We start from the raw sequence: 19,432 nt of genomic DNA on the forward strand, positions 1-19,432 counted from the left end.
GTGGATACCCCCGACTTTGGCCGAGGGAGGAAATGAAGCTCCCGCGCGGCGGGGCATGGATAGCCGGACCACCGTCAAGGCAGCGCGGAATCCCCGTAGATGACCTTCTGTCACATGGTCACAAACGTGAGTGTTAACGTGTGATCCGTGGCATCCACCCACGTGAAGCGGGCGTTCAAGTACCGCTTCTATCCGACCGATGCACAGGCGGCAGAGCTGTCGCGCACGTTCGGGTGCGTACGCCTGGTCTACAACAAGGCGCTTGCCGCCCGCACGGAAGCATGGCTGCTGCACCGGGAACGGGTGAACTACAACACGACGTCGGCGATGCTGACGGCGTGGAAGAAGACCGAGGAGTTCGCATTCCTCTCCGAGGTCTCCTCCGTTCCGCTCCAGCAAGCCCTGCGGCACTTGCAGGGGGCGTTCTCGAACTTCTGGCAGAATCGCGCAAAGTACCCGACGTTCAAGTCCCGGAAGAAGTCCCGGAAGAGTGCCGAGTACACCAGATCCGCGTTCCGGCTCCGGGGCGGACGGCTCACCCTGGCGAAAATGGGGCAGCCGCTCGACATCGTGTGGTCCCGGCCACTCCCCGAGGGGGCTTCGCCGTCCACGGTCACCGTGTCGCAGGACGCGGCCGGCCGCTGGTTCGTCTCCCTGCTGTGCGACGACCGGCCGGTGATGGCCGCCCCGGCGAACGCGGCGGTCGGAATCGACGTCGGTCTCACCAGCCTGGTGACCCTCTCCACCGGGGAGAGGATCACCAACCCGAGGAACGAACGCAAGGATCGCGGAAGCCTCGCCAAGGCCCAGCGCAACCTTGCCCGCAAGGCCGGGGGATCGGCGAACCAGGAGAAGGCTCGGCGCAGGGTCGCCCGTGTCCACGCGAAGATCGCCGACCGGCGCAGGGACTTCCTGCACAAGCTCACCACCCGACTCGTCCGTGAAAACCAAACGGTCGTGATCGAGGATCTGACGGTCCGCAACATGCTCAAGAACCGCAAGCTCGCCCGTGCCATCAGCGACGCGAGCTGGACCGAGCTGCGGACCATGCTGGAGTACAAGTGCGCCTGGTACGGCCGCGACCTGATGACCATCGACCGGTGGTTCCCCAGTTCCAAGCTGTGCTCGGCCTGCGGAGTGATCCGCGACACGATGCCACTGAACATCCGCGAGTGGGCATGCGGCTGCGGAGCGTTCCACGACCGGGACGTGAACGCGGCACGCAACATCCTGGCCGCCGGACTGGCGGCAGCAGCCTGTGGAGACGGTGTAAGGCCTCAACGGAGTACTCCGGGCGGGCGGTCGTCGGCGAAGCAGGAAGTAGTCCCGACCATTGCGCGACGCGCAGCGGCTCAGCCGCGAGGCTGAGGGGAACCCCTTCCTTCGGAGGAGGGGGGAAGTCAATCTGGGACCTCGATCTGCGGCAGCACGGACAGGTCCGCCGTGTAGCGGGCGGGGACGGGCGGTTCGGGGTCGGCGCCGCCGGGGGCGGGCTCGGTGAAGTCGGCGGCCAGCTCGGCCCGATGGAGGGCGGGCAGGGCGGCGGGCGGCAGCGGCGGGCGCTCGATCACCAGGAGCGGCTCGACGAGTGCGGGGGCGAGCAGCTCGGCGGCCTGGTCGACCGGCTCCGGCGGGAGGGGCCGCTGGAGGTCCGCCTCCAGGCGCCGGTCCGGGTTGCGCAGCAGCGCGGCGGCCTCCTGGATCTGCTGCCGGGTGTACCGGCCGGCCCGCATCGCCGGTCCGACGGCGAGGTTGATCTCGCGCACGCCGGCCGTGAGCGGGATGCCCAGGACCTCGTACGGCGACGGTTCGTGCAGTGGCATGGCGGGAGGTCTCTCTCCTCACGGTGGCGGTGGCGGTTCGGTCGGCGCTTCGGGTGACGGCTCGGCCTGCGGCGTACGGTCTGCGGCGTACGGTCCAGGACGCTCCCGACTGCCGTGCGGTTGCCGTCAGTAGAGCGACCTGATCCGCATCTGCATGGCGTGCAGCTCAGGGTCGTCCGGGCTGTACTCGACGGCCGTGCGGGCCAGCTCCTTGGCCTCGCGCAGTTTCCGGGCGTTGGCCTGCTGGACGGCGAACGAGCCGTAGACGATGCCGAGTTCGCGGCACAGCTGGTCGGTGTCCTCCTGGGTGCCGGACAGTTCGAGCGCCTCCTCCAGCAGCTTGATCGCCGCCCGGTAGCGGCGGGCCTCGTAGTGGCTGATGGCCTTGCCGCGCCAGAGGCTGACCATCAGGCGGCGGATGTCGGTCGAGTCGTCGTAGGACCTGGCCTTCTCGAGCATCGCGGCCTGGTCCGCGAACGGCTTGTCCTGCATCGCGTCCACCACGTGGTTGGCGATCAGCACCGAGACCCGGCGCGGGGCCTCGTGCTCGACCCCGCCCTCCCACTCCGGGTCGGCGCGCAGCGCCTCGGCCATCCACGCGACGGCGCGCCGGTGGTCGTCGGCGAAGGCGGCCGAGCGGGCGAGCTGGCGCAGGACGAAGATCAGGCCGATCCGGTGGTCGGGGTCGGGGTTGAGTTCGACGAGCGCCCGCCAGGCGTCGGCGGCCTCCTCCAGTTCCGCGTCGGTGGCGTCGGGGTGGCTGAGCTGGCCGGCCCGGTTGCCGAGGGCGGCCTCCAGGAAGTGCCGGGCGGTCGGGTCGCCGGGGACCAGCTCCAGGCTCTTCTCCAGCAGCCCGAGGGCGCGGGAGTAGTCCTTGTCCTCGTTGTTGATCTTGCGTGCCCACTGGGCGTAGGTGGCGCCGAGGTCGCCCCGCACCTCGGGGTCGTCGGGGGCCAACGCCAGGGCCTTCTCCAGGAGTTCGGCGGCTCCGGCCTGGTCGTCCAGGCTGTTCTTGAGCAGCGCGCGGGCGGCCCGGACCCCGGACTCGGCGGCGATCGCGGCGGCGTCGGCGGGCAGCCGGGCGCCGGGGACGGCCCGGGCGCGGGAGAGGCTGTCCAGGGCCTCGCGCCAGTCCTGGTTGCGGTGGTGCTCGCGGGCCTGGCTGACCAGGGACTCGCCGAGCAGTTCCTGCCAGTCCTCGCCGCGCCGCTGCTCGGGCACCGCGTCCAGGGCGGCGACGGCGGCGGCCTGCCGGCCCTGGAGCTGCAGGTAGCGCTGCGGGCCGAGTTCGCCGAACAGGCCGAGGGCCCGGGTGGGAGCGGGCGCGTCGGGACCGGACGGGCGCTGCCGCCAGGGCCGGACGGCCTGCTCGAAGGCCTCGGCCCAGCCGTCCGCTCCGGGCTCGGCGCGCAGCAGCCGGTCGAGGGTCGGGCCGAGCGCGAGGCGGCGGGCCGGGCGGCCGGGCAGGGTGATCCGGACGTCCTCCTGGGCGAGCGCGTCCGCGCAGTGGGTCTCCAGGCCGAGGCGCAGCGTCCAGGCGGTGACCTCGTCCCCGCTGCGCCCGGCGGCCCGGTCCAGGGCGCGCAGGTCGTCGCGGAGGCGGTCGAGCAGTCCGGCGCGGGCGGCGGCCAGCCGCTGGGGCTCGGCGGTGCGGCCGGTGGTCCGGGCGGACTCGGCCCACAGCTCGGGCTGGTGCAGGGCGGCGACGAGGCTGCCGATCGTCCAGGCCCAGACCTCCTGATCAGGGGCGTCGGGACCGTCGGCGGCGTCGGAGGCGGCATCGGAGGTGTCGGCGGCATCGGAGGCACCGGCCGCGAGCCGGTAGCCGGCCAGGCCGAGCGCGTGCAGCACCCGGGGGTGGGCCGGGTCCCTGATCAGCAGCTCGCGGTAGGCCTCCCAGGCCTCGCGGTGGCGGCCGTCGAGGACGGCCTGGTGCGCCTCGTGCTCGGCGAGCAGGGCGAGCGCGCCGGCCACCCGCTCACGGCCCGGCACCTCGCGCCCCGGCACCCCGTCGCCGGGGACGGGCTGGAGCGCCTGGCGCAGGTCGACGGCGGCCTGGCCGAGCCGACCGGCGGCGAGGGCGGCGCCGGCCCGGCGGACCAGGACGGCCGCGCGGGCCGCCCCGGCCTCGGCGGGCACCCCGGCCAGGGCCTCGTCCAGGCGGCCGAGTTCGGCGCGCAGCAGGGCGAGGTCGGTCCGGACGGGCACGGCCGCGACGCCGTCGCCGAGCGCCACGGCCCAGCGGGCGAGCACCGGTTCGGCCTGCTCGGGGGTGCCGGCCCGGCGGGCGCAGTCGAGGACGGCGCGCAGCGCGGGGGCGGAGCAGCGGACACAGCGGGGCGGGGCGGCGGCCTCGGGGGCGTGCTGGTGGTCGGGGCAGGCCTCGCGGCCGCAGCCGCCGCAGGTGCCGGTGGCGGGGCGGTCGCAGAGCGCGCAGTCGCCGACCGGCTCCGCCACGGCCGTGCCGGAGGTGAGGAAGTGCCGGTACCAGTCCAGGGCGGCTGCCCAGTTGCCGGCCCGTTCGGCGAGCAGGGCGCGCAGCCGGGCGGTCGCCGGGTCGCCGGCCGGGTCGGGCGGGCCGAGCAGGGCGATCGTCCGGGCCGGGCGGCCGGCCAGCAGGGCGACGGCGGCCAGGTGGTAGCGGTCGCGCGGGCCGTGGCCGGCGTCGAGCAGGGTGGCGACCGGCTCCGGGGTGCCCTCGGCCAGGGCGAGGGCGGCGCGCAGCCGGGCCTGGCGGTGGGTGAGGGCGCCGGGCAGGGTGTCGGCGAGGGCGAGTGCGGCGGCGGCGCGGCGGCGCGGTTCGGCGTGGTCGCGGCCGGTGACCAGCAGGTGGGCGGCCTCGCGCAGGGCGGCTTCGCGCAGGGCGGCGCGGTAGCCGGGGGCGTCCGGGTGCTCGGCGGTGGCCTGCTGCCAGAGTTCGCGGGCGGCCGTCGGGTCGGTGTCCAGCCGGGTACGGGCGAGCCGGTCGCGGGCCAGGGCCCGGCGGGGGCGCAGGTCCTCGTCGTCCAGTGCCTCCCAGCGGGTGAGGGCGCCGGCCGGGTCGCCGGTGCGGGCGAGGGCGAGGCCGTGGTGGAAGGCGGCGACGGCGGTCCAGCGGGTGCCCGGTTCGGTGCCGGCCCGGGTACCGGATTCGGCCCCGGCGGCGGCCTCGCTGTCGGCCTCGGCGCGCAGGAGCGGCTCGGCCTCCTCGGCCCGCCCGGCGGCGAGCAGGGCGGCGCCGAGCCGGACCCGGGCGGGGCGCCAGTCGGGGGCCGCGCCGAGGCCGGCCCGGTAGTCGGCGGCGGCCTCGGCGGGGCGTTCGGCGCGCTCGTGCACCAGGGCGAGGCCGAACCGGGCCGGGGCGAAGCCGGGCCGGACGGTCAGGGCGGCGGCGAACTGCTCCCGGGCCCGCTCGTCGGCGCCGAGCAGCAGGGCGAGCCGGCCGAGGGCGTAGCGGGGGCGGGGGTCGGCCGGGCTCTCGCCGGCGGCGGCCGCGAGGTCGGCCCAGGCCGCCTCGGTGGCGCCGAGGCGCTGGCGGGCCAGCCCGCGGAAGAGCAGGCCGTCGGCACGCAGGGCCGGGCCGCGCCCCCACGGGGAGGGTTCGCCGGGGCCGCGGCGCAGCGCCTCGTCGAAGGCGGCGACGGCGGGTTCGTCGCGGTGCAGGGTGTAGAGCTGGGCGCCCCAGCGGAACCAGAGTTCGGCGCTGCCGGAGGGGGCCGCGGCGGCGAGCAGGGCCTCGGCCTCGACGGCCCGGTCGGTGGCGCGCAGCAGGGCGGCCCGGGCGAGCACCGGCCAGTCCCGGCCGGGCAGGGCGGCGAGGGCGCGGGCGGTGGTGTCCTCGCGCTGCTCGGGGGCGCCGTCGCGGCAGCGGCGCTGGAGCCAGTCGACGGTGCGGGCGACGGTCTCGGCCTCCGCGCCGGGCTCGGCGCCCGCGGCGGTGGCCTGGAGGTGGGCGAACAGCGGGCCGAGGTCGCCGTCGGGTGCCCGCAGCCGCTCCTCGGCGAGCAGGCGCAGGCTCCACCGGGGCAGTTGCCGGGCCGGGTCGGCGAGCAGCGGGTAGGCCTCGCGGTGCAGGGCGAGGGTGGCCTCCTGGTCGCCGGTGGGGACGGTGGCCTCGGCCTGGCCGAGCAGGGCGAGGCCGCGCTGCGGGCCCAACTCCCCGGGTGCGTCGGCGAGTCGGCGGGCCAGCCGGGCGTAGCGGCGGCGGGCCTGGGCGTCCCGGCCGGCGGCGAGCCGGGCGGCGGCGGCGGCCAGTTCCCTCGCCACCGTCGCGGCGTCCAGGGCCCGACGGCGGCGGGCCAGCACGACGGCGGCCGCCGCACCGGCCAGCGCCACCACGACCAGCAGCACCGCTAACAGCGCCATGCACCGTCCCCCTGGGTTCGGACACCATCCATCCCATGACCAACTGGCTTCTGGAGATCATGAGTTGACGTCGTGTCGTGATGTTGCTCGGGCGCCATCAGAATAGGCCCTCGATCGGACAGCCGAACAGGAAAGCGCACTATCCTGGGCAGCGCGGCAGCCGTACGACAGCAGCACAGCAGCAGCTCGTCGGGAGCGGAACGGCAGCACAGCCAGCAGCGCGCCGGCGGTACCTGAACCGGCGCGTCAACAGCGGTCAACCGTCGGGGGTCGAGTGTCGGAGTCGCGTTGGGTGCCCGGGCTCCGGTTCGGGCCGGAGTTCGACCCCGAGCAGTACGAACTCCTGGAGTTCCACCACCGGGGCGGCGAGGCCGAGGTGTGGCGGGCGGTCCGCACCGGGCACAACGGGCGCAAGGAACTGGTCGCCGCGAAGATCATGCTGGAGCGCGACCCTGGCGAGGTGCGGCGCTGGCTCGGCCGCTGGGACGACGTCTCGCACAACGCGCACCGGCTGGGCGTCACCGACCTGGTCGTGCCCAGCTTCCTGCTCGGCCCCTCCCCGCACCGGCCCGGCACCCCGCCCGGCGGCGCGCTGCTGGGCTACCAGATCTCGCCCTGGGTCGAGGGCGTGCCGCTGCACACCTGGGCGCGCGGCCAGCGCGGCGGCCCGCCGGCGGTGGCCGAGGTGCTGGCCCGGCTCTGCCGGATCGTCGACGAGCTGCACCGCAAGCGCTGGGTGCACCGCGATATCTCCCCCGCCAACGTCCTGGTGGACGGCCAGGGGCAGGTCAAGCTGATCGACCTAACCTTCCTCGCCCCGCTGGACCACGCCCTGACCGTCGCGGTGTTCACCCCCGGGCACGTCCCGCCGGAGGCCGAGCAGGTCGGCGGCTTCCCGACCACCGCCAAGGACCTGTTCGCGGTCGGCACCCTCGCCCGCACCCTGCTGCTGCCCGACCACGGCCGCCTGGACCACCGGCTGGCCGCCGAACAGGCCCGCGCCGAACTGCTGGCGGCGGGCTACGGCGAGGAGTTGGCGCGCTGGGCCTGCGAGCCGCTGGCCCGCGACCCGGACCGCCGCCCCGCCCCGCTCGGCCCGTGGGCCGCCCGCGGCCGTGAACTGCTGCGCGCCCACCGGCCGGTGGCCCGTACCGCGGGCCTGGCCGTGCTGCCCGACCCGGCCGGGCGCCCGCTGGTGGTCACCGGCGGCGCCGACGGCACCGCGCTGACCGGGCCCGGCAGCCCCGGCCGGGCCCTCCCGGCAGGCCAGGGCCTCTCCGCCGTACGGGAGTTGACGGCCGGCTGGGCCGGACACCCGGGCGAGCTGGTGGTCTGCGCCGAGGACCGCGGCGGCACCCTGTGGGTCGGTACGGCCGCGGGCTGGTGGGAGGCCGCGCGTGGGGTCAACGGCCTGGCGGGCGCGGTCGGTTCGGCCGGGGAGATGACGGTGTGGGCGGCCGTCGGCGGCGCGCTGCGCTCGTACCGCTGGGCGCCCGGCCGCACCCTCACCGGCCAGGAGCACCCCGGCTGCCCGGCCGACCGGGTGCTCGCCGCCGAGGAGGAGCGGCCAGGCAGCTGGCTGCTGCTGGTCGAGCACCGCGAACGGCTGCTGAGCTGGCGGCCCGGCGCCGCCCGACCGCCCGTCCCGGTGGGCCCGGCCGGTCCGCTGCGCGCCGGGGCGCTGGCCCGCACCTCCGCCGGACCGCAGGCCGCGGTGCTGCGGGCGGACGGCTCCGTCCAGCTGCACACGCTGGGGGCGGGGGCGGGGGCAGCCGGGGCGGGAACGGAGGCCGGAACGGAGATCGGCGACGGCGAGCCCTCGCTCGGCCTCGCCATGGTGGGCCACCGCGGCGGCCCGACCGTCGCACTGGCCGGAGCGGGCGGCGTACGGCTGCGGCTGCCGGCCGGCGGCGCGTCCCGCCGGCCGCGCTGGTGGCGGCCCACGCTGCGCCCGGCCACCCGGGTCGCGCTGGCCATCGGCGACGACTGGCGGCTGTGCCTGGCGGCGGTGGTGGAGGGCGAGTTGCAGGTGTGGCAGGAGGACGCGGCGTACCGCTGGCAGGCGGTGGAGCTGCCGGAGGAGGGTTAGGCGTCAGCGCGCTTCCGGGCAGCCCTGGAACAGTTCGTCGGAGGGGGTCAGGCCGTGGCTTCCGGGCAGCCGTGGAGGAGCTCGGCGAAGGCCGCTCCGGCGGCGTCCCGCGGGAGGATCCGTTCCGCCCGGCGGCCGTCCGGCGTGCTGATCACGTAGCGCTCGGCGTGGTACGAGAAGTCGTCCCAGGGCTCCCAGGTGTGGGCGCGCAGCAGGGTCCGGCCGCAGCGGGTGCAGCCGATCCACGGGACGAGGACCAGGTCGGCCAGCTCCGGTTCGCTCCAGCCCGTCACCACCTCGGCCTCGTCGCGCTCGCCGTCCAGCAGCCGTACCGGGGCGGGCGCGCCGTCGCCCGGGCAGCGCAGCAGGCCGGGGGCGAGCCGCTCGCGCTCCCCCCACTCCTCGGTGAGCACGGAGATCTGCGCCCGGTCCGTACCGCCGATCGGGATCTGGCGGGCGAGCAGGCCCTCGACCAGCAGACCGAGCCCGCTCTCCTGCTCCCCGACCGCCTGGCAGTCCTTGACGCCCTGGGCGGCGTCGGCGGGCAGGAGGTCGGCGATCCGGTGCCAGAGCGCGGTGTCTTCGTCCATGGGTCGGACTCTAGTCGCGGGCGATCGGCGCTGGTCGGCCAGGGTCTGCGGCGGCGGCGCGCACCGGGGCCCCGGAACCCTGGCGGGGTTCCGGGGCCTCGGCCCGGCGGTGGGAGCGGCCCGGCGGTGCGGAGCGGCTCGGTGGCTCCGCGGCTCAGCTGCCCAGCTGCTCAGCGGAAGCGGCGCAGCCGGAGGCTGTTGCCGACCACGAAGACCGAGGAGAAGGCCATCGCGGCCCCCGCGATCATCGGGTTGAGCAGACCCGCCGCGGCCAGCGGCAGGGCGGCGACGTTGTAGCCGAAGGCCCAGAACAGGTTGCTCTTGATGGTGGCCAGGGTCTTGCGGGAGAGCCGGATGGCGTCCGCCGCGGCCAGCAGGTCGCCGCGGACCAGGGTGAGGTCGCCGGCCTCGATGGCGGCGTCCGTACCGGTGCCCATCGCCAGGCCCAGGTCGGCCTGGGCGAGCGCGGCCGCGTCGTTGACGCCGTCGCCGACCATCGCGACGACCTTGCCCTCGGCCTGCAGCCGCTTGACGGTGTCGACCTTGTCCTGCGGCATGACCTCGGCGATCACGTGCTCCGGCCCGATGCCGACCTCGGCCGCCACGGCCTCGGCCACCAGCCGGTTGTCGCCGGTGAGCAGCACCGGGGTCAGGCCCAGGGCGCGCAGCCTGCCGATGGCCTCGGCACTGGTCGGCTTGACCGCGTCGGCGACCTCCAGCACGGCCCGGGCCTCGCCGTCCCAGCCGACCGCGATCGCGGTGCGGCCGGCCGCCTCGGCGGTGCGCTTGGCCTCGGCCAGCGCCTCAGGCAGGTACTGCGACCACTCGTTCAGCAGGGCCTCCCGGCCGGCCACCACGGCGTGGCCGTCCACCACGCCCTGGACGCCCAGGCCCGGGACGTTCTCGAAGCCCTCGACGGCGGGCAGTTCGCCGGCCTTGGCGGCGGCGGTGGCGATGGCCCGGGCGATCGGGTGCTCGGAGGCGTGCTCCAGGGCGCCGGCCAGGCGCAGCACCTCGGCCCGGTCCACGCCGCTGGCGGTGTGCACGGCGAGCAGGGTCATCTGGCCGGTGGTGACGGTGCCGGTCTTGTCCAGGACGATGGTGTCGACCTTGCGGGTGGACTCCAGGACCTCCGGGCCCTTGATCAGGACGCCCAGCTGGGCGCCGCGGCCGGTGCCGACCAGCAGGGCGGTCGGGGTGGCCAGGCCGAGGGCGCACGGGCAGGCGATGATCAGCACGGCGACGGCCGCGGTGAAGGCGGCGGTCCAGCCTTCGCCGGTGCCCAGCCAGTAGCCGAGGGTGGCCACCGCGAGGGTGATCACGATCGGGACGAAGACCGCGGAGATCCGGTCCGCGAGGCGCTGGGCGGCGGCCTTGCCGTTCTGCGCCTCCTCGACCAGCCGGGCCATCCGGGACAGCTGGGTGTCGGCACCGACCCGGGTGGCCTCGACCACCAGCCGGCCGCCCGCGTTGACGGTGGCGCCGGTGACGTTGTCGCCGACCCCGACCTCGACCGGGACGGACTCGCCGGTCAGCATCGAGGCGTCCACCGCCGAGGCGCCCTCGACCACCGTGCCGTCGGTGGCGATCTTCTCGCCCGGGCGGACCACGAAGCGGTCGCCCACGGCGAGGTCGGCGATCGGGATGCGCACCTCGGCCCCGCCGCGCAGCACCGTCACGTCCTTGGCGCCCAGTTCCAGCAGCGCCTTGAGCGCGGCCCCGGCGGTGCGCTTGGAGCGCGCCTCGAAGTAGCGGCCGGCCAGGATGAAGGCGGTGACCCCGGCCGCCGCCTCCAGGTAGATGTTGGACGAGCCGTCGCCGCGGGCGATGGTGAACTCGAAGCCGTGCCGCATGCCCGGCATCCCGGCGTCGCCGAAGAACAGCGCCCACAGCGACCAGAGGAACGCGGCGGTGGTGCCGAGCGAGACCAGGGTGTCCATGGTCGCGGCGCCGTGCCGGGCGTTGGTGAACGCGGCCCGGTGGAACGGCCAGGCGGCGTAGGTGACGACCGGCGCGGCGAGGGTCAGCGACAGCCACTGCCAGTTGTCGAACTGGAGGGCCGGCACCATCGCCATCGCGATCACCGGCACCGCGAGCGCCACGGCGGTGAACAACCGCTGGCGCAGCGGGGCCAGTTCGTCGGCCGGCTCGGCCTGCCCGGCGCCCGAACCCCCTTCCGCGGCCGGGGGCTTGGGCAGCGCGGCGGTGTAGCCGGTGGCCTCGACGGTGGCGATCAGGTCGGCGACCTCGACCCCGCCCTCGAAGGAGACCTTCGCCTTCTCGGTGGCGTAGTTGACGCTGGCCGTGACCCCGTCCATCCGGTTGAGCTTCTTCTCGATCCGGGCCGCGCAGGAGGCGCACGTCATGCCGCCGATCGAGAGTTCCACCTCCGCTGAGGCGGGTGCCTGCGTAGTCATCGTCGCTCCTCGTGACGTCGTCGTGCGGTACGTTCGGCGGCCGGGCCCTCGTACCCATGGGGGGTATCGGGCGGTGCCGGGTTCATTTATACCCCTGAGGGGTATCGGCCGCAAGCCCTGACGGATACCCCCTGCCCGTATTTTTGGAGGGGCGGAGACTGCTTGACTTGATACCCCCATGGGGTATTCACTCGTGGGCATCGAGCGGCGTCGAGCCGCATCGAGACGCACCAAGGCGCGTCGAACCGCATCAAGTCGCATCACGTCGCACCGAGCCCCCGCCGGAACCCGAGGAGGACCCCATGGCCGGCTACCACAACGACAAGGACCAGCTCCTGCGCCGCCTGCGCCGCGTCGAGGGCCAGATCCGCGGCCTCCAGCGCATGGTCGACACCGACACCTACTGCATCGACACGCTCACCCAGGTCTCCGCCGCCACCAAGGCCCTCCAGTCCGTGGCGCTACAGCTGCTCGACTCCCACCTCGCCCACTGCGTCCACGACGCCATCGCGGGCGGCGGGGCCGAGGCGGACGCCAAGGTCGCCGAGGCCACCCAGGCCATCGCCCGGCTCATGCGGGCCTGAGCGCCCGGCCCGTCCCCCTTCTGTCCCGCCGTCCTGCCGTCCCGCCGTCCCGCATCACGAGGAGAAACGCCGCCATGAACACCCCGCTGCGCATCACCGCCTTCACCGCCGGACTCGCCGCCTCCTTCGGCCTCGCCCTCGGCGTCGGCCACGCCACCGGCAACGGCCCCTCGCCCAAGCCCGCCACCACCGCGCACGGCGGGCACGCCGGGCACGGCGCGGAACCGACGGACGGCGGCGCCGAGCACCTGCCCGGCGGACTGCAGGTCTCCGAACGCGGCTACACGCTCAGCGTCGAGAACCCGTTCGTGACCGCCGGCTCCCCCACCGACCTGCGCTTCCGCATCCTCGGCACGGACGGCAAGCCCGTCACCGCCTACCAGCAGCAGCACGAGAAGGACCTGCACCTGATCGTCGCCCCGCGCGACCTGTCGACCTTCCAGCACCTGCACCCGACCCTCGCCGCCGACGGCACCTGGAGCGCCCAGACCGCCGTCCCCGCCGCCGGGGAGTACCGGGTCTTCGCGGACTTCACCCCGGCCGGGGCCAGCGAGGGACTCACCCTCGGCGCCGACCTGCACGCCGCGGGCGACCTGCGGCCCGCCCCGCTGCCGGAGACCGGACGGACCGTCACCGTCGACGGCTACACCGTCACCCTCGGCGGCGACCTCACGCCCGGGCGCAGCGGCACGCTCACCCTCACCGTCAGCAAGGACGGCCGGCCGGTCACCGACCTCCAGCCCTACCTCGGCGCGTACGGCCACCTCGTCGCCCTGCGCGCCGGCGACCTCGCCTACCTGCACGTCCACCCGGACACCGGCACCCCGGGCCCGGAGATCGGCTTCACCACCACCGCCCCGAGCCCCGGCAGCTACCGCCTCTTCCTGGACTTCAAGCACCAGGACACCGTCCACACGGCGGCCTTCACCGTGACGACGGAAGGCGCCGCCGCCCCGGCCGGCCATCAGCACTGAGCGGGCCCGTACGAGAGGTGCCGGGCGATCCCGCGGGGGGATCGCCCGGCACCTTTGCCGTTCACCCGATCGGGTGCGGAGCGGCTTGCCGGAGCACGGCGAGGAGAGAGGCTCCCGGGTGGATCTCGACTACGGCCTTTCAGTACCCGACCGTGAAGCGGCGCTGGACGAAGCGCGGCAGCTCCGCCTCGTCGACCAGGGCGACCGCGGCGTCCTCCACCGAGATGCGACTGCGTCCGTCCGCGTCCAGGACGGACTGGTCGCCACCGGTCCGGAAACGGCCGGTACGCTCGCCGGGAGCGATGTCCTCGGCCGGGCTGAAGTAGGTCCACAGCCGATTCGAGGTTCGCAGGACGGTCAGGGCGTCCCGGTGGCCGCGCACGGCGGCCGCGTACTCCCGGGGCAGTCCGAGCGCGTCGAGGCTCTCATGGATCAGCTCGTCACGGTCGGCGCGCACCACGCCCGGTTCGACCTCCAGGCTTCCGGCACCGCCGATCACGATCAGGCGCGTCCTGGGGTGGCTCTCCAGTGCCGTCAGCAGCGCGCGGGCGGCAGTCGCGTAGACCGTGGGGTCGGCGATGGAGCGACGGACGGTGTCGGCGAAGTCCTTGGCGGCGTTGCCCGGCTGGAATCCGCTGATCAGCACGTCCAGGCCGGGCAGCACGGCCGCGATGCTCGCCGCGTCGAGGACGTCGACGTCGGCCCAGGTGATGTTCTCGCGGGTCTCCTTGATCTGTGAAGTGTCCCGACCGAAGGCCGAGACCAGGTGTCCGCGCTGAAGTGCCTCGGTGACGACCCGGCTGCCGATGCCGCCAGTGGCGCCGATGACTCCGATGTGCATGGTTCTCCCCTCAACCTGCCTGCGAATACGGCGACATGACGGGTCGTCGGTCGCCGCGGCGAAAACTATACGGCGTGAAGTTTCGATACGCCAACCAATCTGGTGACACTGTAGAGTGTCCGCATGGCGGCTACCGGGACCACAGGACGACGCGAGCGGCTGCGCGCCGAGACGACGGCCGAAATCAAGAGCGTGGCATTGGCGCTGATGGCCTCAGGCGGCCCCGACGCCATCACGCTGCGGGCCATCGCCCGAGAGATGGGCATGACCGCCAACGCCATCTACGGCTACTTCGCCACCCGCGACGATCTGGTCACCACGCTCATCAACGACGTGTACACCGCGCTGGCCGACGCCGTGGACGCGGCCTGGGAGGCCGCCCCCGCCAAGGACCCGGCGGTCCGGATCCAGGCATGGGCCACCGCCTTCCGGAACTGGGCCGTCGCCAACCCCGAGGGCTTCCGCCTCGTCTACGGTGACCCGGTCCCCGGCTACCACGCCCCCGAGGGCGGCGCCGCCCCGGACGCCGCGCGCCGGGTGTGCACAGGACTCGCCGCACTCGCGGCGGCTGCCTGGCCCCACACCGAACACCTCTACCGAGACAGCACGTTCGAGTGGCCCGACTTCGACCCCGGGCTCCGCGACAAGGTGCGCGAGGCCTTCCCGGAGCTGCCCCCCGCCGCCGTCGCACTCGCCCTGCGCATCTGGGGACACCTGCACGGCCTGGTGTCACTGGAGATCTACGGCCACCTCCACACTCAGATGGCCAGCCCGGACAAGCTCTTCCGCGAGGAACTGGCCCAGCTCGTCCGAGCACTGGGCATCCCTCACCAGGGCTGAGCGGCTCCGCCGCACAGCCCGGATCGGGCTTGTCCCGCGGCCCGGTGAGGTGAGGAGGAGCGGAACACCGGTTCAGGACCTCGTGCGGGTCGGGGGCCTCACACCTGTCCGCAACCACCAACACCTGAAAGCAGTTGCGCGAGAAGTCGGCCAGGCCGACTCCTCGCGCAAACCTTCCCGCCTCACACCAGCTGCCCTTTGACGGGCCGGAGCCCTGGCCCGATCAGCGCTGGATCTCGGCCCGCGCCCGCTCGTCCGGCGTGCCGATGTCCCAGAAGCGGACGATTCCGTGCGCGCCGGCGTAGGCGCCCGTACCGCCGGTGACGGCCATGTCGAGCGGGGCACTCGATCCCTTCGTCCAGAGCGACTGCATGGTCAGGGAGCCGCCCTCGACCTCCATGGTGATGAGGCACTGCTTCGTCACCTCCCCACCGTGGAGCTGGACGACCTGGCACGATCCGCCCCCGCGTCCGACGCTGCGGCCGCCCTGGACGGTGGCGCCGGAGTAGACGTCCATATCGCCCAGGCTCGGCCCGGCCGCGCCGAGGTCCAGCACCTCGTACTGGTCGTTCTGGACCTTGAGTTCGAGCACCTCGACGCGCCCCTTCCGCAGGCTGTCAGCGTCCGCGGTGCCCACCGCGGCGAATCCGATCGCGGCCGTGGCCAGCGCGGCGGCGACGAACCTCCTGGCCGTCAGGTACCTGCTGCTGCTTCCGTTGGTGCCCATGGAGGCTCCCCCTTCGCTGTGAACTCGTGCGCGAACTCCCTCGACGCTATGACCTGTGACCTGGCCTTTTCCAAGACCAATCCCGTTATCGCGCCATACCCTCGCGGGCATGATCGGCTCACAGCGGAGCAGGTCCTACCAGGCCAGGAACCCCTCGACGTCGCGTTTCAGAGGCTGCGGCACCTCGGCCAGCTCCGAGACGATCGAGCGGACCTCCCACCTGAGTTCGGGGCGCTCCCGCCAGACCGCCTCGCCCCTGGTGAGCACGGCGGCCAGCAGATCGCCCTCGTACATGTCGCCTGCCGCCAGCGGGTCGGCCCGCAGGACCTCCACCGCCAGCGGCAGGAGGTGGGCAAGGCCGACGTCCTGCCTGATCAGCAGCCGCAGGTCTTCGACGGTCAGGCCGCCGATCGGCCGGCGCCGAAGCTCGCGCGCGGTCGCCACGAGCCGGGTCTCGCCGCCCGAAGGGGCCGGCCGGCGGTCGTGCTCAAGTTCCTCGAGCGAGCGGTCACGGTCCACGATGCGAGTCACCGGCCGATCGTCCCATGTCGGCTCTCGAAAGTTGTCCGAGCGGCGGTCAGCCGGAGGACTTCACCGACTCCTCCGACAGGTCCCAGAGCCTCCGGGCGTTCTCGCCGTCCAGCGCGTAGCGCGCGACGCCTTGCAGCGGGACGCCTCGGCGGTCGAGCACCTCGGCCTCGTCGCAGTCGGCGAAGTAGCGGCCGCCGACGCCGTCCAGGAGGGGGGAGACGGCGAGCAGGACGGAGGTCGCCGCTCCCTGGGCGACCGTCTTCATCAGCTCGGGCGGGATGGTCCCGCTGCCCCGGCCGTCGGTGTGGCGCTGGAGGTTGGTGAGGATCGCGCCGGGCATCAGGGCGTTGGCGGTGATGCCGTCGCCGGCCCAGCGGCGGCTCGCCTCGACCGCGAACAGGACGTTGGCGGTCTTGGACTGGGCGTAGGCGAGCCACGGGTCGTACGGGCGGAAGGCGAAGTGGACGTCGTCCCAGACGATCGGCGACCGCTGGTGGGCGCTGGAGCTGACCGAGACGATCCGGGCGGCGCCGTCGGCGGCGAGCGCGCGGTGCAGGCCGGTGGCGAGGGCGAAGTGCCCCAGGTGGTTGGTGGCGAACTGCCACTCCCAGCCCTGCTCGGTGTACCGCTCCGGGCAGGCCATCACGCCGGCGTTGTTCACCAGGATGTGCAGCGGGCCCTGCCAGGCCTCCGCGAACGCGGCGACGGAGGCCAGGTCGGTGAGGTCCAGCCGGCCGACGTGCACCTCCCGGTTGCCGGTGGCCGCGGTGATCTCCTCGGCGACCCGCTGCCCGGCCGCCACGTCGCGGACGGCCAGGGTGACGGCGGCGCCGGTGCCGGCCAGCACCCGGGCGGTCTCCGTGCCGAGGCCGGAGGCGGCGCCGGTCACCACGGCGCGGCGGCCGGTGAGGTCGACGCCCTGCGCGACCTCGGCGGCGGTGGTCGCGAAGCCGTACGGCGTGCTGATCGCGTTCATCGGTGAACTCCTCTTCGGGGGACGGGTGTTGTCGACGCCCTCACGGTACGAGCAGGCGGTCCTGCTCGGTCGGCGGCGTGCCGCCGTACCAGTCGAGCGGGCGGCCCGCGCGGACGAGTTCGCCGTACAGGGCCGGGTCGACGGGCTCGGCGAACACCAGGTCCAGGATGTCCGCGGCCGCCACCGCCGGCGGGCGCGCCTCGCGGTAGTCGCCGAACCAGGGGCGCGAGGTCGCGGTGTCGACCATGCCCGGGCAGACGGAGGCGATCAGGATGCCGGCGGCGAGGTCGCGCTCGCGCCGCTCGGCGGCGACCGCCCGGACGGCGGCCACCTGGGCCACCTTCGAGGGCACGTTCAGCCAGCGCGGCCAGCCCGCCTCCTCGGCGGTGCCGTGGTGGATCGCGGTGCGCCAGGACTCGACGGCGTACTCCACCTGATCGAGGGTCGCGCCGTCGAACAGGTGCCGCAGCCGGGGGTCCAGGTGACCGAGGGTGCCCAGGCTGCTGGCCACCACGAGCAGTCGGCCGCCGGGGCGCAGCACCGGTGCGAAGTCGCGCAGCACGGCGTGGGTGGCGGTGTTGGAGACGTCGATGAACTCGTCGGCGCGCTCGGACTGCGACTCGCCGGGGAGCAGCCGGGCGACGGCGTTGGACAGGACGATGTCGACGCCGCCGTGCCGCTGCCGGAGTTCGTCGGCGAGGCGGGCGAGGGCCTCGGTGTCGGTGACGTCCAGGACCCGCCCTTCGACGCGGCCACGGGTGCCGGCCGAACGGGCGACCTGGTGGGCGGCCTCGGTGACGCGCTGCTCGCTGCGGCCGGTGAGCAGGACCAGGTCGGCCGGCCGCAGGCGGGCCGCCAGCCCCTCGGCGAGGGCCCGGCCAAGGCCCTGGTTGGCCCCCGTGACGAGGGCGGTGCGGGGATCGCTCATACCGACCACGGTAGGAACCGGCGCCTCCATGAGTCCAACGAAACTCTCGCACCTCTGCTATGCGTAGACGTCATGGACTTCACGGACGTCTCGCTGACCGCGCTGCGGGTGTTCCGGGCCGTGGCCGAGCAGGGCACCTTCACGGCGGCCGCGCAGTCGCTGGGGTACACCCAGTCGGCGGTGTCCCGGCAGATCGCCTCGATCGAACGGGCTGCGGGCGCGGAACTGCTGGAACGGCGCCGCGAGGGTGTCCGGGTGACGGCCGCCGGGCGGGTGGTGATGCGGCACGCGACCGTCGTGCTGGAGGAGATCGACGCGGCGGCCCGCGAACTGTCCGGTCGGCCGGAGGAGGGCGGGACGGTCCGACTCGGCTGGGTGCCGACCGCCGGCACCACACTCGTCCCGCAGGCCCTCACCGCGCTGCGGCGCAGCGCCCCGGGGGTACGGGTGACCAGCCGCGAGGGCGGCACCGCGACGCTGGCGCGGGCCCTGCGGGCGGGCGGCATCGACCTCGCCCTGCTCTCCTCGGCCCCGCCGTTCCGCGCCCCGGACACCGAGTCGCCGCCCCTGGTACTGCAGACCCTCACCGAGCGCGCCCTGTGCCTGGCCGTGCCCGCGGCGCACCCGCTGGCCCGCGGGGAGTACGTCGACGTGGCCGACCTGCGCGGGCAGCGGTGGATCGCCGGGCCGTCCGCTGGGGCCGACCGGCTGATGGGGGTGTGGCCGGGGCTGGACGAACGGCCCGAGATCGCCCACACCGCCCGCGACTGGCTCGCCAAGCTGCACCTGGTGGCGGCCGGCGGCGGGCTGACCACCGTCTCCCCCGCCATGGCCGCCGCCGCACCGCCCGGCGTACGCGTCCTGCCGGTACGCGGCGGCCCGCAGGAGGTGCGGCGCCTGCTGCTGGCCCGCCTCCCGCAGCCGCCCACCGACCCGGTCCGCCGCCTGGCGGCGGCGCTGCGCGCGGCGGCGGTGGCGGTGGCGGAGGCGAACGGCGGGCCACAGGACGGCCGTTGAGCCCCGCGAGCGTCAGTCCGAGGCTCGTCGGTCCGCCCCGGGCGGCGGGACGGGCCCGAGGTCGGCCTCGGGCCCGCGGGTGAGGACGGCGAGCAGGGCCGGGTCCGCGTACACCTCGGCGCTGTGCTGCCACTGGGTGAGCAGGAGCTCCACCGGGGCGAGGTCGTCCGGGGCCACCGCGCCGCGCGCCGTGTCGACCAGTTCGGTGATCAGGGTGTCGAGGTCCTCGTCGGGCAGGACGGTGCACCAGGGCAGGGCTACGGGCAGGGCCTGCCGCAGTGCGGCGGCGTCTCCGGCCCGCGCGAGCTCGGCGAGTGCTTCGGGGGTGAAGTCCACAGCTGAGGAGCGTACGTGAGGAGCGGAGGATCGAGTGCGGGCGCGAGCGGTCAGCGGCCCGGGCGGCAGGGGGCGGGGGTGCCACGGGCCGGGTCGGCGGTGACGGCCGCCGTGACGGTGCCGGCCAGGCAGGCGATCAGGCAGCGGGTGACGGGGTGGCGTACGGCGCGCAGCAGGGCGGGCGGGCGTGTGGCGGGGGCCGGGTGGTGTGTCATCGAGGGCTCCTTCGTGGGGGGTACGGCCCGGACGCGGCATCCGGATCTGGGGCGCGCGCACCCTCTCCTCCGACCCGGCGTGGCGCTACCTGAACGTCCGCCGGCTGTTCAACTACCTGGAGGAGTCCATCCTCCTGGGGACCCAGTGGGTGGTCTTCGAGCCCAACGACGACCGGCTGTGGTCCAGCATCCGCCGGAAC

At 74.7% G+C, this 19,432-nt stretch carries 17 protein-coding genes and 1 pseudogene; 7 read left to right on the forward strand and 11 right to left on the reverse strand.

Going from position 1 to position 19,432, the window contains the following annotated elements:
• Positions 1–147 precede the first annotated feature (147 nt).
• Entirely contained in the window at positions 148–1,368 is a 1,221-nt protein-coding gene (locus tag ACWDCZ_RS14715) for an RNA-guided endonuclease InsQ/TnpB family protein (protein ID WP_449816084.1), read from the forward strand.
• 32 nt (positions 1,369–1,400) lie between these two features.
• Here the strand turns inward: ACWDCZ_RS14715 and ACWDCZ_RS14720 are convergent, their stop codons facing one another.
• The gene (locus tag ACWDCZ_RS14720; RefSeq protein WP_449816085.1) at positions 1,401–1,823 is read right to left on the reverse strand and encodes a hypothetical protein; all 423 of its coding nucleotides are present in this window, start codon (positions 1,821–1,823) and stop codon (positions 1,401–1,403) included.
• Positions 1,824–1,949: 126 nt separating this feature from the next.
• Positions 1,950–6,167, reverse strand: coding sequence for a hypothetical protein (locus ACWDCZ_RS14725; RefSeq protein ID WP_449816086.1), 4,218 nt, complete (start codon positions 6,165–6,167; stop codon positions 1,950–1,952).
• Positions 6,168–6,459: 292 nt separating this feature from the next.
• Here ACWDCZ_RS14725 and ACWDCZ_RS14730 point away from each other — a divergent pair, with 292 nt between their 5' ends.
• Complete coding sequence (locus ACWDCZ_RS14730) at positions 6,460–8,256, forward strand: protein kinase domain-containing protein (RefSeq protein WP_380744667.1); 1,797 nt, start codon at positions 6,460–6,462, stop codon at positions 8,254–8,256.
• Between the two features lie 47 nt (positions 8,257–8,303).
• Here the strand turns inward: ACWDCZ_RS14730 and ACWDCZ_RS14735 are convergent, their stop codons facing one another.
• Positions 8,304–8,846, reverse strand: coding sequence for a hypothetical protein (locus ACWDCZ_RS14735; protein ID WP_449816087.1), 543 nt, complete (start codon positions 8,844–8,846; stop codon positions 8,304–8,306).
• A gap of 170 nt (positions 8,847–9,016) precedes the next feature.
• Entirely contained in the window at positions 9,017–11,263 is a 2,247-nt protein-coding gene (locus ACWDCZ_RS14740; RefSeq protein WP_449816088.1) for a heavy metal translocating P-type ATPase, read from the reverse strand.
• A 302-nt stretch (positions 11,264–11,565) separates the two neighbouring features.
• Here ACWDCZ_RS14740 and ACWDCZ_RS14745 point away from each other — a divergent pair, with 302 nt between their 5' ends.
• A complete protein-coding gene (locus tag ACWDCZ_RS14745) occupies positions 11,566–11,847 on the forward strand; it encodes a metal-sensitive transcriptional regulator (RefSeq protein WP_049651130.1) in 282 nt (93 codons plus the stop codon).
• 74 nt (positions 11,848–11,921) lie between these two features.
• Positions 11,922–12,821, forward strand: a complete 900-nt coding sequence (locus tag ACWDCZ_RS14750; RefSeq protein WP_449816089.1) for a hypothetical protein — start codon at positions 11,922–11,924, stop codon at positions 12,819–12,821.
• Between the two features lie 139 nt (positions 12,822–12,960).
• Here ACWDCZ_RS14750 and ACWDCZ_RS14755 read toward each other — a convergent pair whose 3' ends face one another.
• A complete protein-coding gene (locus ACWDCZ_RS14755; RefSeq protein ID WP_449816090.1) occupies positions 12,961–13,662 on the reverse strand; it encodes an NAD(P)-dependent oxidoreductase in 702 nt (233 codons plus the stop codon).
• A gap of 123 nt (positions 13,663–13,785) precedes the next feature.
• On the opposite strand from ACWDCZ_RS14755, the gene ACWDCZ_RS14760 reads away from it, so the two are divergent.
• Positions 13,786–14,502, forward strand: coding sequence for a TetR/AcrR family transcriptional regulator (locus ACWDCZ_RS14760; RefSeq protein WP_049651127.1), 717 nt, complete (start codon positions 13,786–13,788; stop codon positions 14,500–14,502).
• Between the two features lie 223 nt (positions 14,503–14,725).
• Here ACWDCZ_RS14760 and ACWDCZ_RS14765 read toward each other — a convergent pair whose 3' ends face one another.
• The 4 genes from ACWDCZ_RS14765 to ACWDCZ_RS14780 all read right to left on the reverse strand — a co-directional run bounded on the left by ACWDCZ_RS14765 (position 14,726) and on the right by ACWDCZ_RS14780 (position 17,664).
• Positions 14,726–15,229 (reverse strand): allene oxide cyclase barrel-like domain-containing protein, encoded by a 504-nt coding sequence (locus tag ACWDCZ_RS14765; RefSeq protein WP_449816091.1) that lies wholly within the window; start codon positions 15,227–15,229, stop codon positions 14,726–14,728.
• A gap of 135 nt (positions 15,230–15,364) precedes the next feature.
• On the reverse strand, positions 15,365–15,760 hold the full coding sequence (locus ACWDCZ_RS14770; RefSeq protein WP_449816092.1) for a contact-dependent growth inhibition system immunity protein: 396 nt from the start codon (positions 15,758–15,760) through the stop codon (positions 15,365–15,367).
• Between the two features lie 46 nt (positions 15,761–15,806).
• Entirely contained in the window at positions 15,807–16,736 is a 930-nt protein-coding gene (locus tag ACWDCZ_RS14775) for an SDR family NAD(P)-dependent oxidoreductase (protein ID WP_049651126.1), read from the reverse strand.
• A gap of 40 nt (positions 16,737–16,776) precedes the next feature.
• Positions 16,777–17,664 (reverse strand): SDR family NAD(P)-dependent oxidoreductase, encoded by an 888-nt coding sequence (locus tag ACWDCZ_RS14780; RefSeq protein WP_449816093.1) that lies wholly within the window; start codon positions 17,662–17,664, stop codon positions 16,777–16,779.
• A 72-nt stretch (positions 17,665–17,736) separates the two neighbouring features.
• Here ACWDCZ_RS14780 and ACWDCZ_RS14785 point away from each other — a divergent pair, with 72 nt between their 5' ends.
• Complete coding sequence (locus tag ACWDCZ_RS14785) at positions 17,737–18,681, forward strand: LysR family transcriptional regulator (RefSeq protein WP_449816094.1); 945 nt, start codon at positions 17,737–17,739, stop codon at positions 18,679–18,681.
• Between the two features lie 12 nt (positions 18,682–18,693).
• Here the strand turns inward: ACWDCZ_RS14785 and ACWDCZ_RS14790 are convergent, their stop codons facing one another.
• The gene (locus ACWDCZ_RS14790; RefSeq protein ID WP_449816095.1) at positions 18,694–19,017 is read right to left on the reverse strand and encodes a hypothetical protein; all 324 of its coding nucleotides are present in this window, start codon (positions 19,015–19,017) and stop codon (positions 18,694–18,696) included.
• A gap of 50 nt (positions 19,018–19,067) precedes the next feature.
• Positions 19,068–19,232, reverse strand: coding sequence for a hypothetical protein (locus tag ACWDCZ_RS14795; protein WP_449816096.1), 165 nt, complete (start codon positions 19,230–19,232; stop codon positions 19,068–19,070).
• Positions 19,233–19,258: 26 nt separating this feature from the next.
• Between ACWDCZ_RS14795 and ACWDCZ_RS14800 the strand changes: the two are divergent.
• Positions 19,259–19,432 (forward strand): annotated as a pseudogene (locus tag ACWDCZ_RS14800) (phage tail sheath C-terminal domain-containing protein); the annotation flags it as partial.

The sequence above is a fragment of the Kitasatospora sp. NPDC001225 genome (assembly GCF_053597855.1).

What these genes read in the sequence shown, in the direction of transcription:
- ACWDCZ_RS14775 (WP_049651126.1), bottom strand. Translation starts at nt 16,736, where the DNA reads ATGAACGCGATCAGCACGCCGTACGGCTTCGCGACCACCGCCGCCGAG.
- ACWDCZ_RS14725 (WP_449816086.1), bottom strand. Translation starts at nt 6,167, where the DNA reads ATGGCGCTGTTAGCGGTGCTGCTGGTCGTGGTGGCGCTGGCCGGTGCG.
- ACWDCZ_RS14720 (WP_449816085.1), bottom strand. Translation starts at nt 1,823, where the DNA reads ATGCCACTGCACGAACCGTCGCCGTACGAGGTCCTGGGCATCCCGCTC.
- ACWDCZ_RS14735 (WP_449816087.1), bottom strand. Translation starts at nt 8,846, where the DNA reads ATGGACGAAGACACCGCGCTCTGGCACCGGATCGCCGACCTCCTGCCC.
- ACWDCZ_RS14765 (WP_449816091.1), bottom strand. Translation starts at nt 15,229, where the DNA reads ATGGGCACCAACGGAAGCAGCAGCAGGTACCTGACGGCCAGGAGGTTC.
- ACWDCZ_RS14795 (WP_449816096.1), bottom strand. Translation starts at nt 19,232, where the DNA reads ATGACACACCACCCGGCCCCCGCCACACGCCCGCCCGCCCTGCTGCGC.
- ACWDCZ_RS14780 (WP_449816093.1), bottom strand. Translation starts at nt 17,664, where the DNA reads ATGAGCGATCCCCGCACCGCCCTCGTCACGGGGGCCAACCAGGGCCTT.
- ACWDCZ_RS14745 (WP_049651130.1), top strand. Translation starts at nt 11,566, where the DNA reads ATGGCCGGCTACCACAACGACAAGGACCAGCTCCTGCGCCGCCTGCGC.
- ACWDCZ_RS14750 (WP_449816089.1), top strand. Translation starts at nt 11,922, where the DNA reads ATGAACACCCCGCTGCGCATCACCGCCTTCACCGCCGGACTCGCCGCC.
- ACWDCZ_RS14755 (WP_449816090.1), bottom strand. Translation starts at nt 13,662, where the DNA reads ATGCACATCGGAGTCATCGGCGCCACTGGCGGCATCGGCAGCCGGGTC.
- ACWDCZ_RS14785 (WP_449816094.1), top strand. Translation starts at nt 17,737, where the DNA reads ATGGACTTCACGGACGTCTCGCTGACCGCGCTGCGGGTGTTCCGGGCC.
- ACWDCZ_RS14740 (WP_449816088.1), bottom strand. Translation starts at nt 11,263, where the DNA reads ATGACTACGCAGGCACCCGCCTCAGCGGAGGTGGAACTCTCGATCGGC.
- ACWDCZ_RS14760 (WP_049651127.1), top strand. Translation starts at nt 13,786, where the DNA reads ATGGCGGCTACCGGGACCACAGGACGACGCGAGCGGCTGCGCGCCGAG.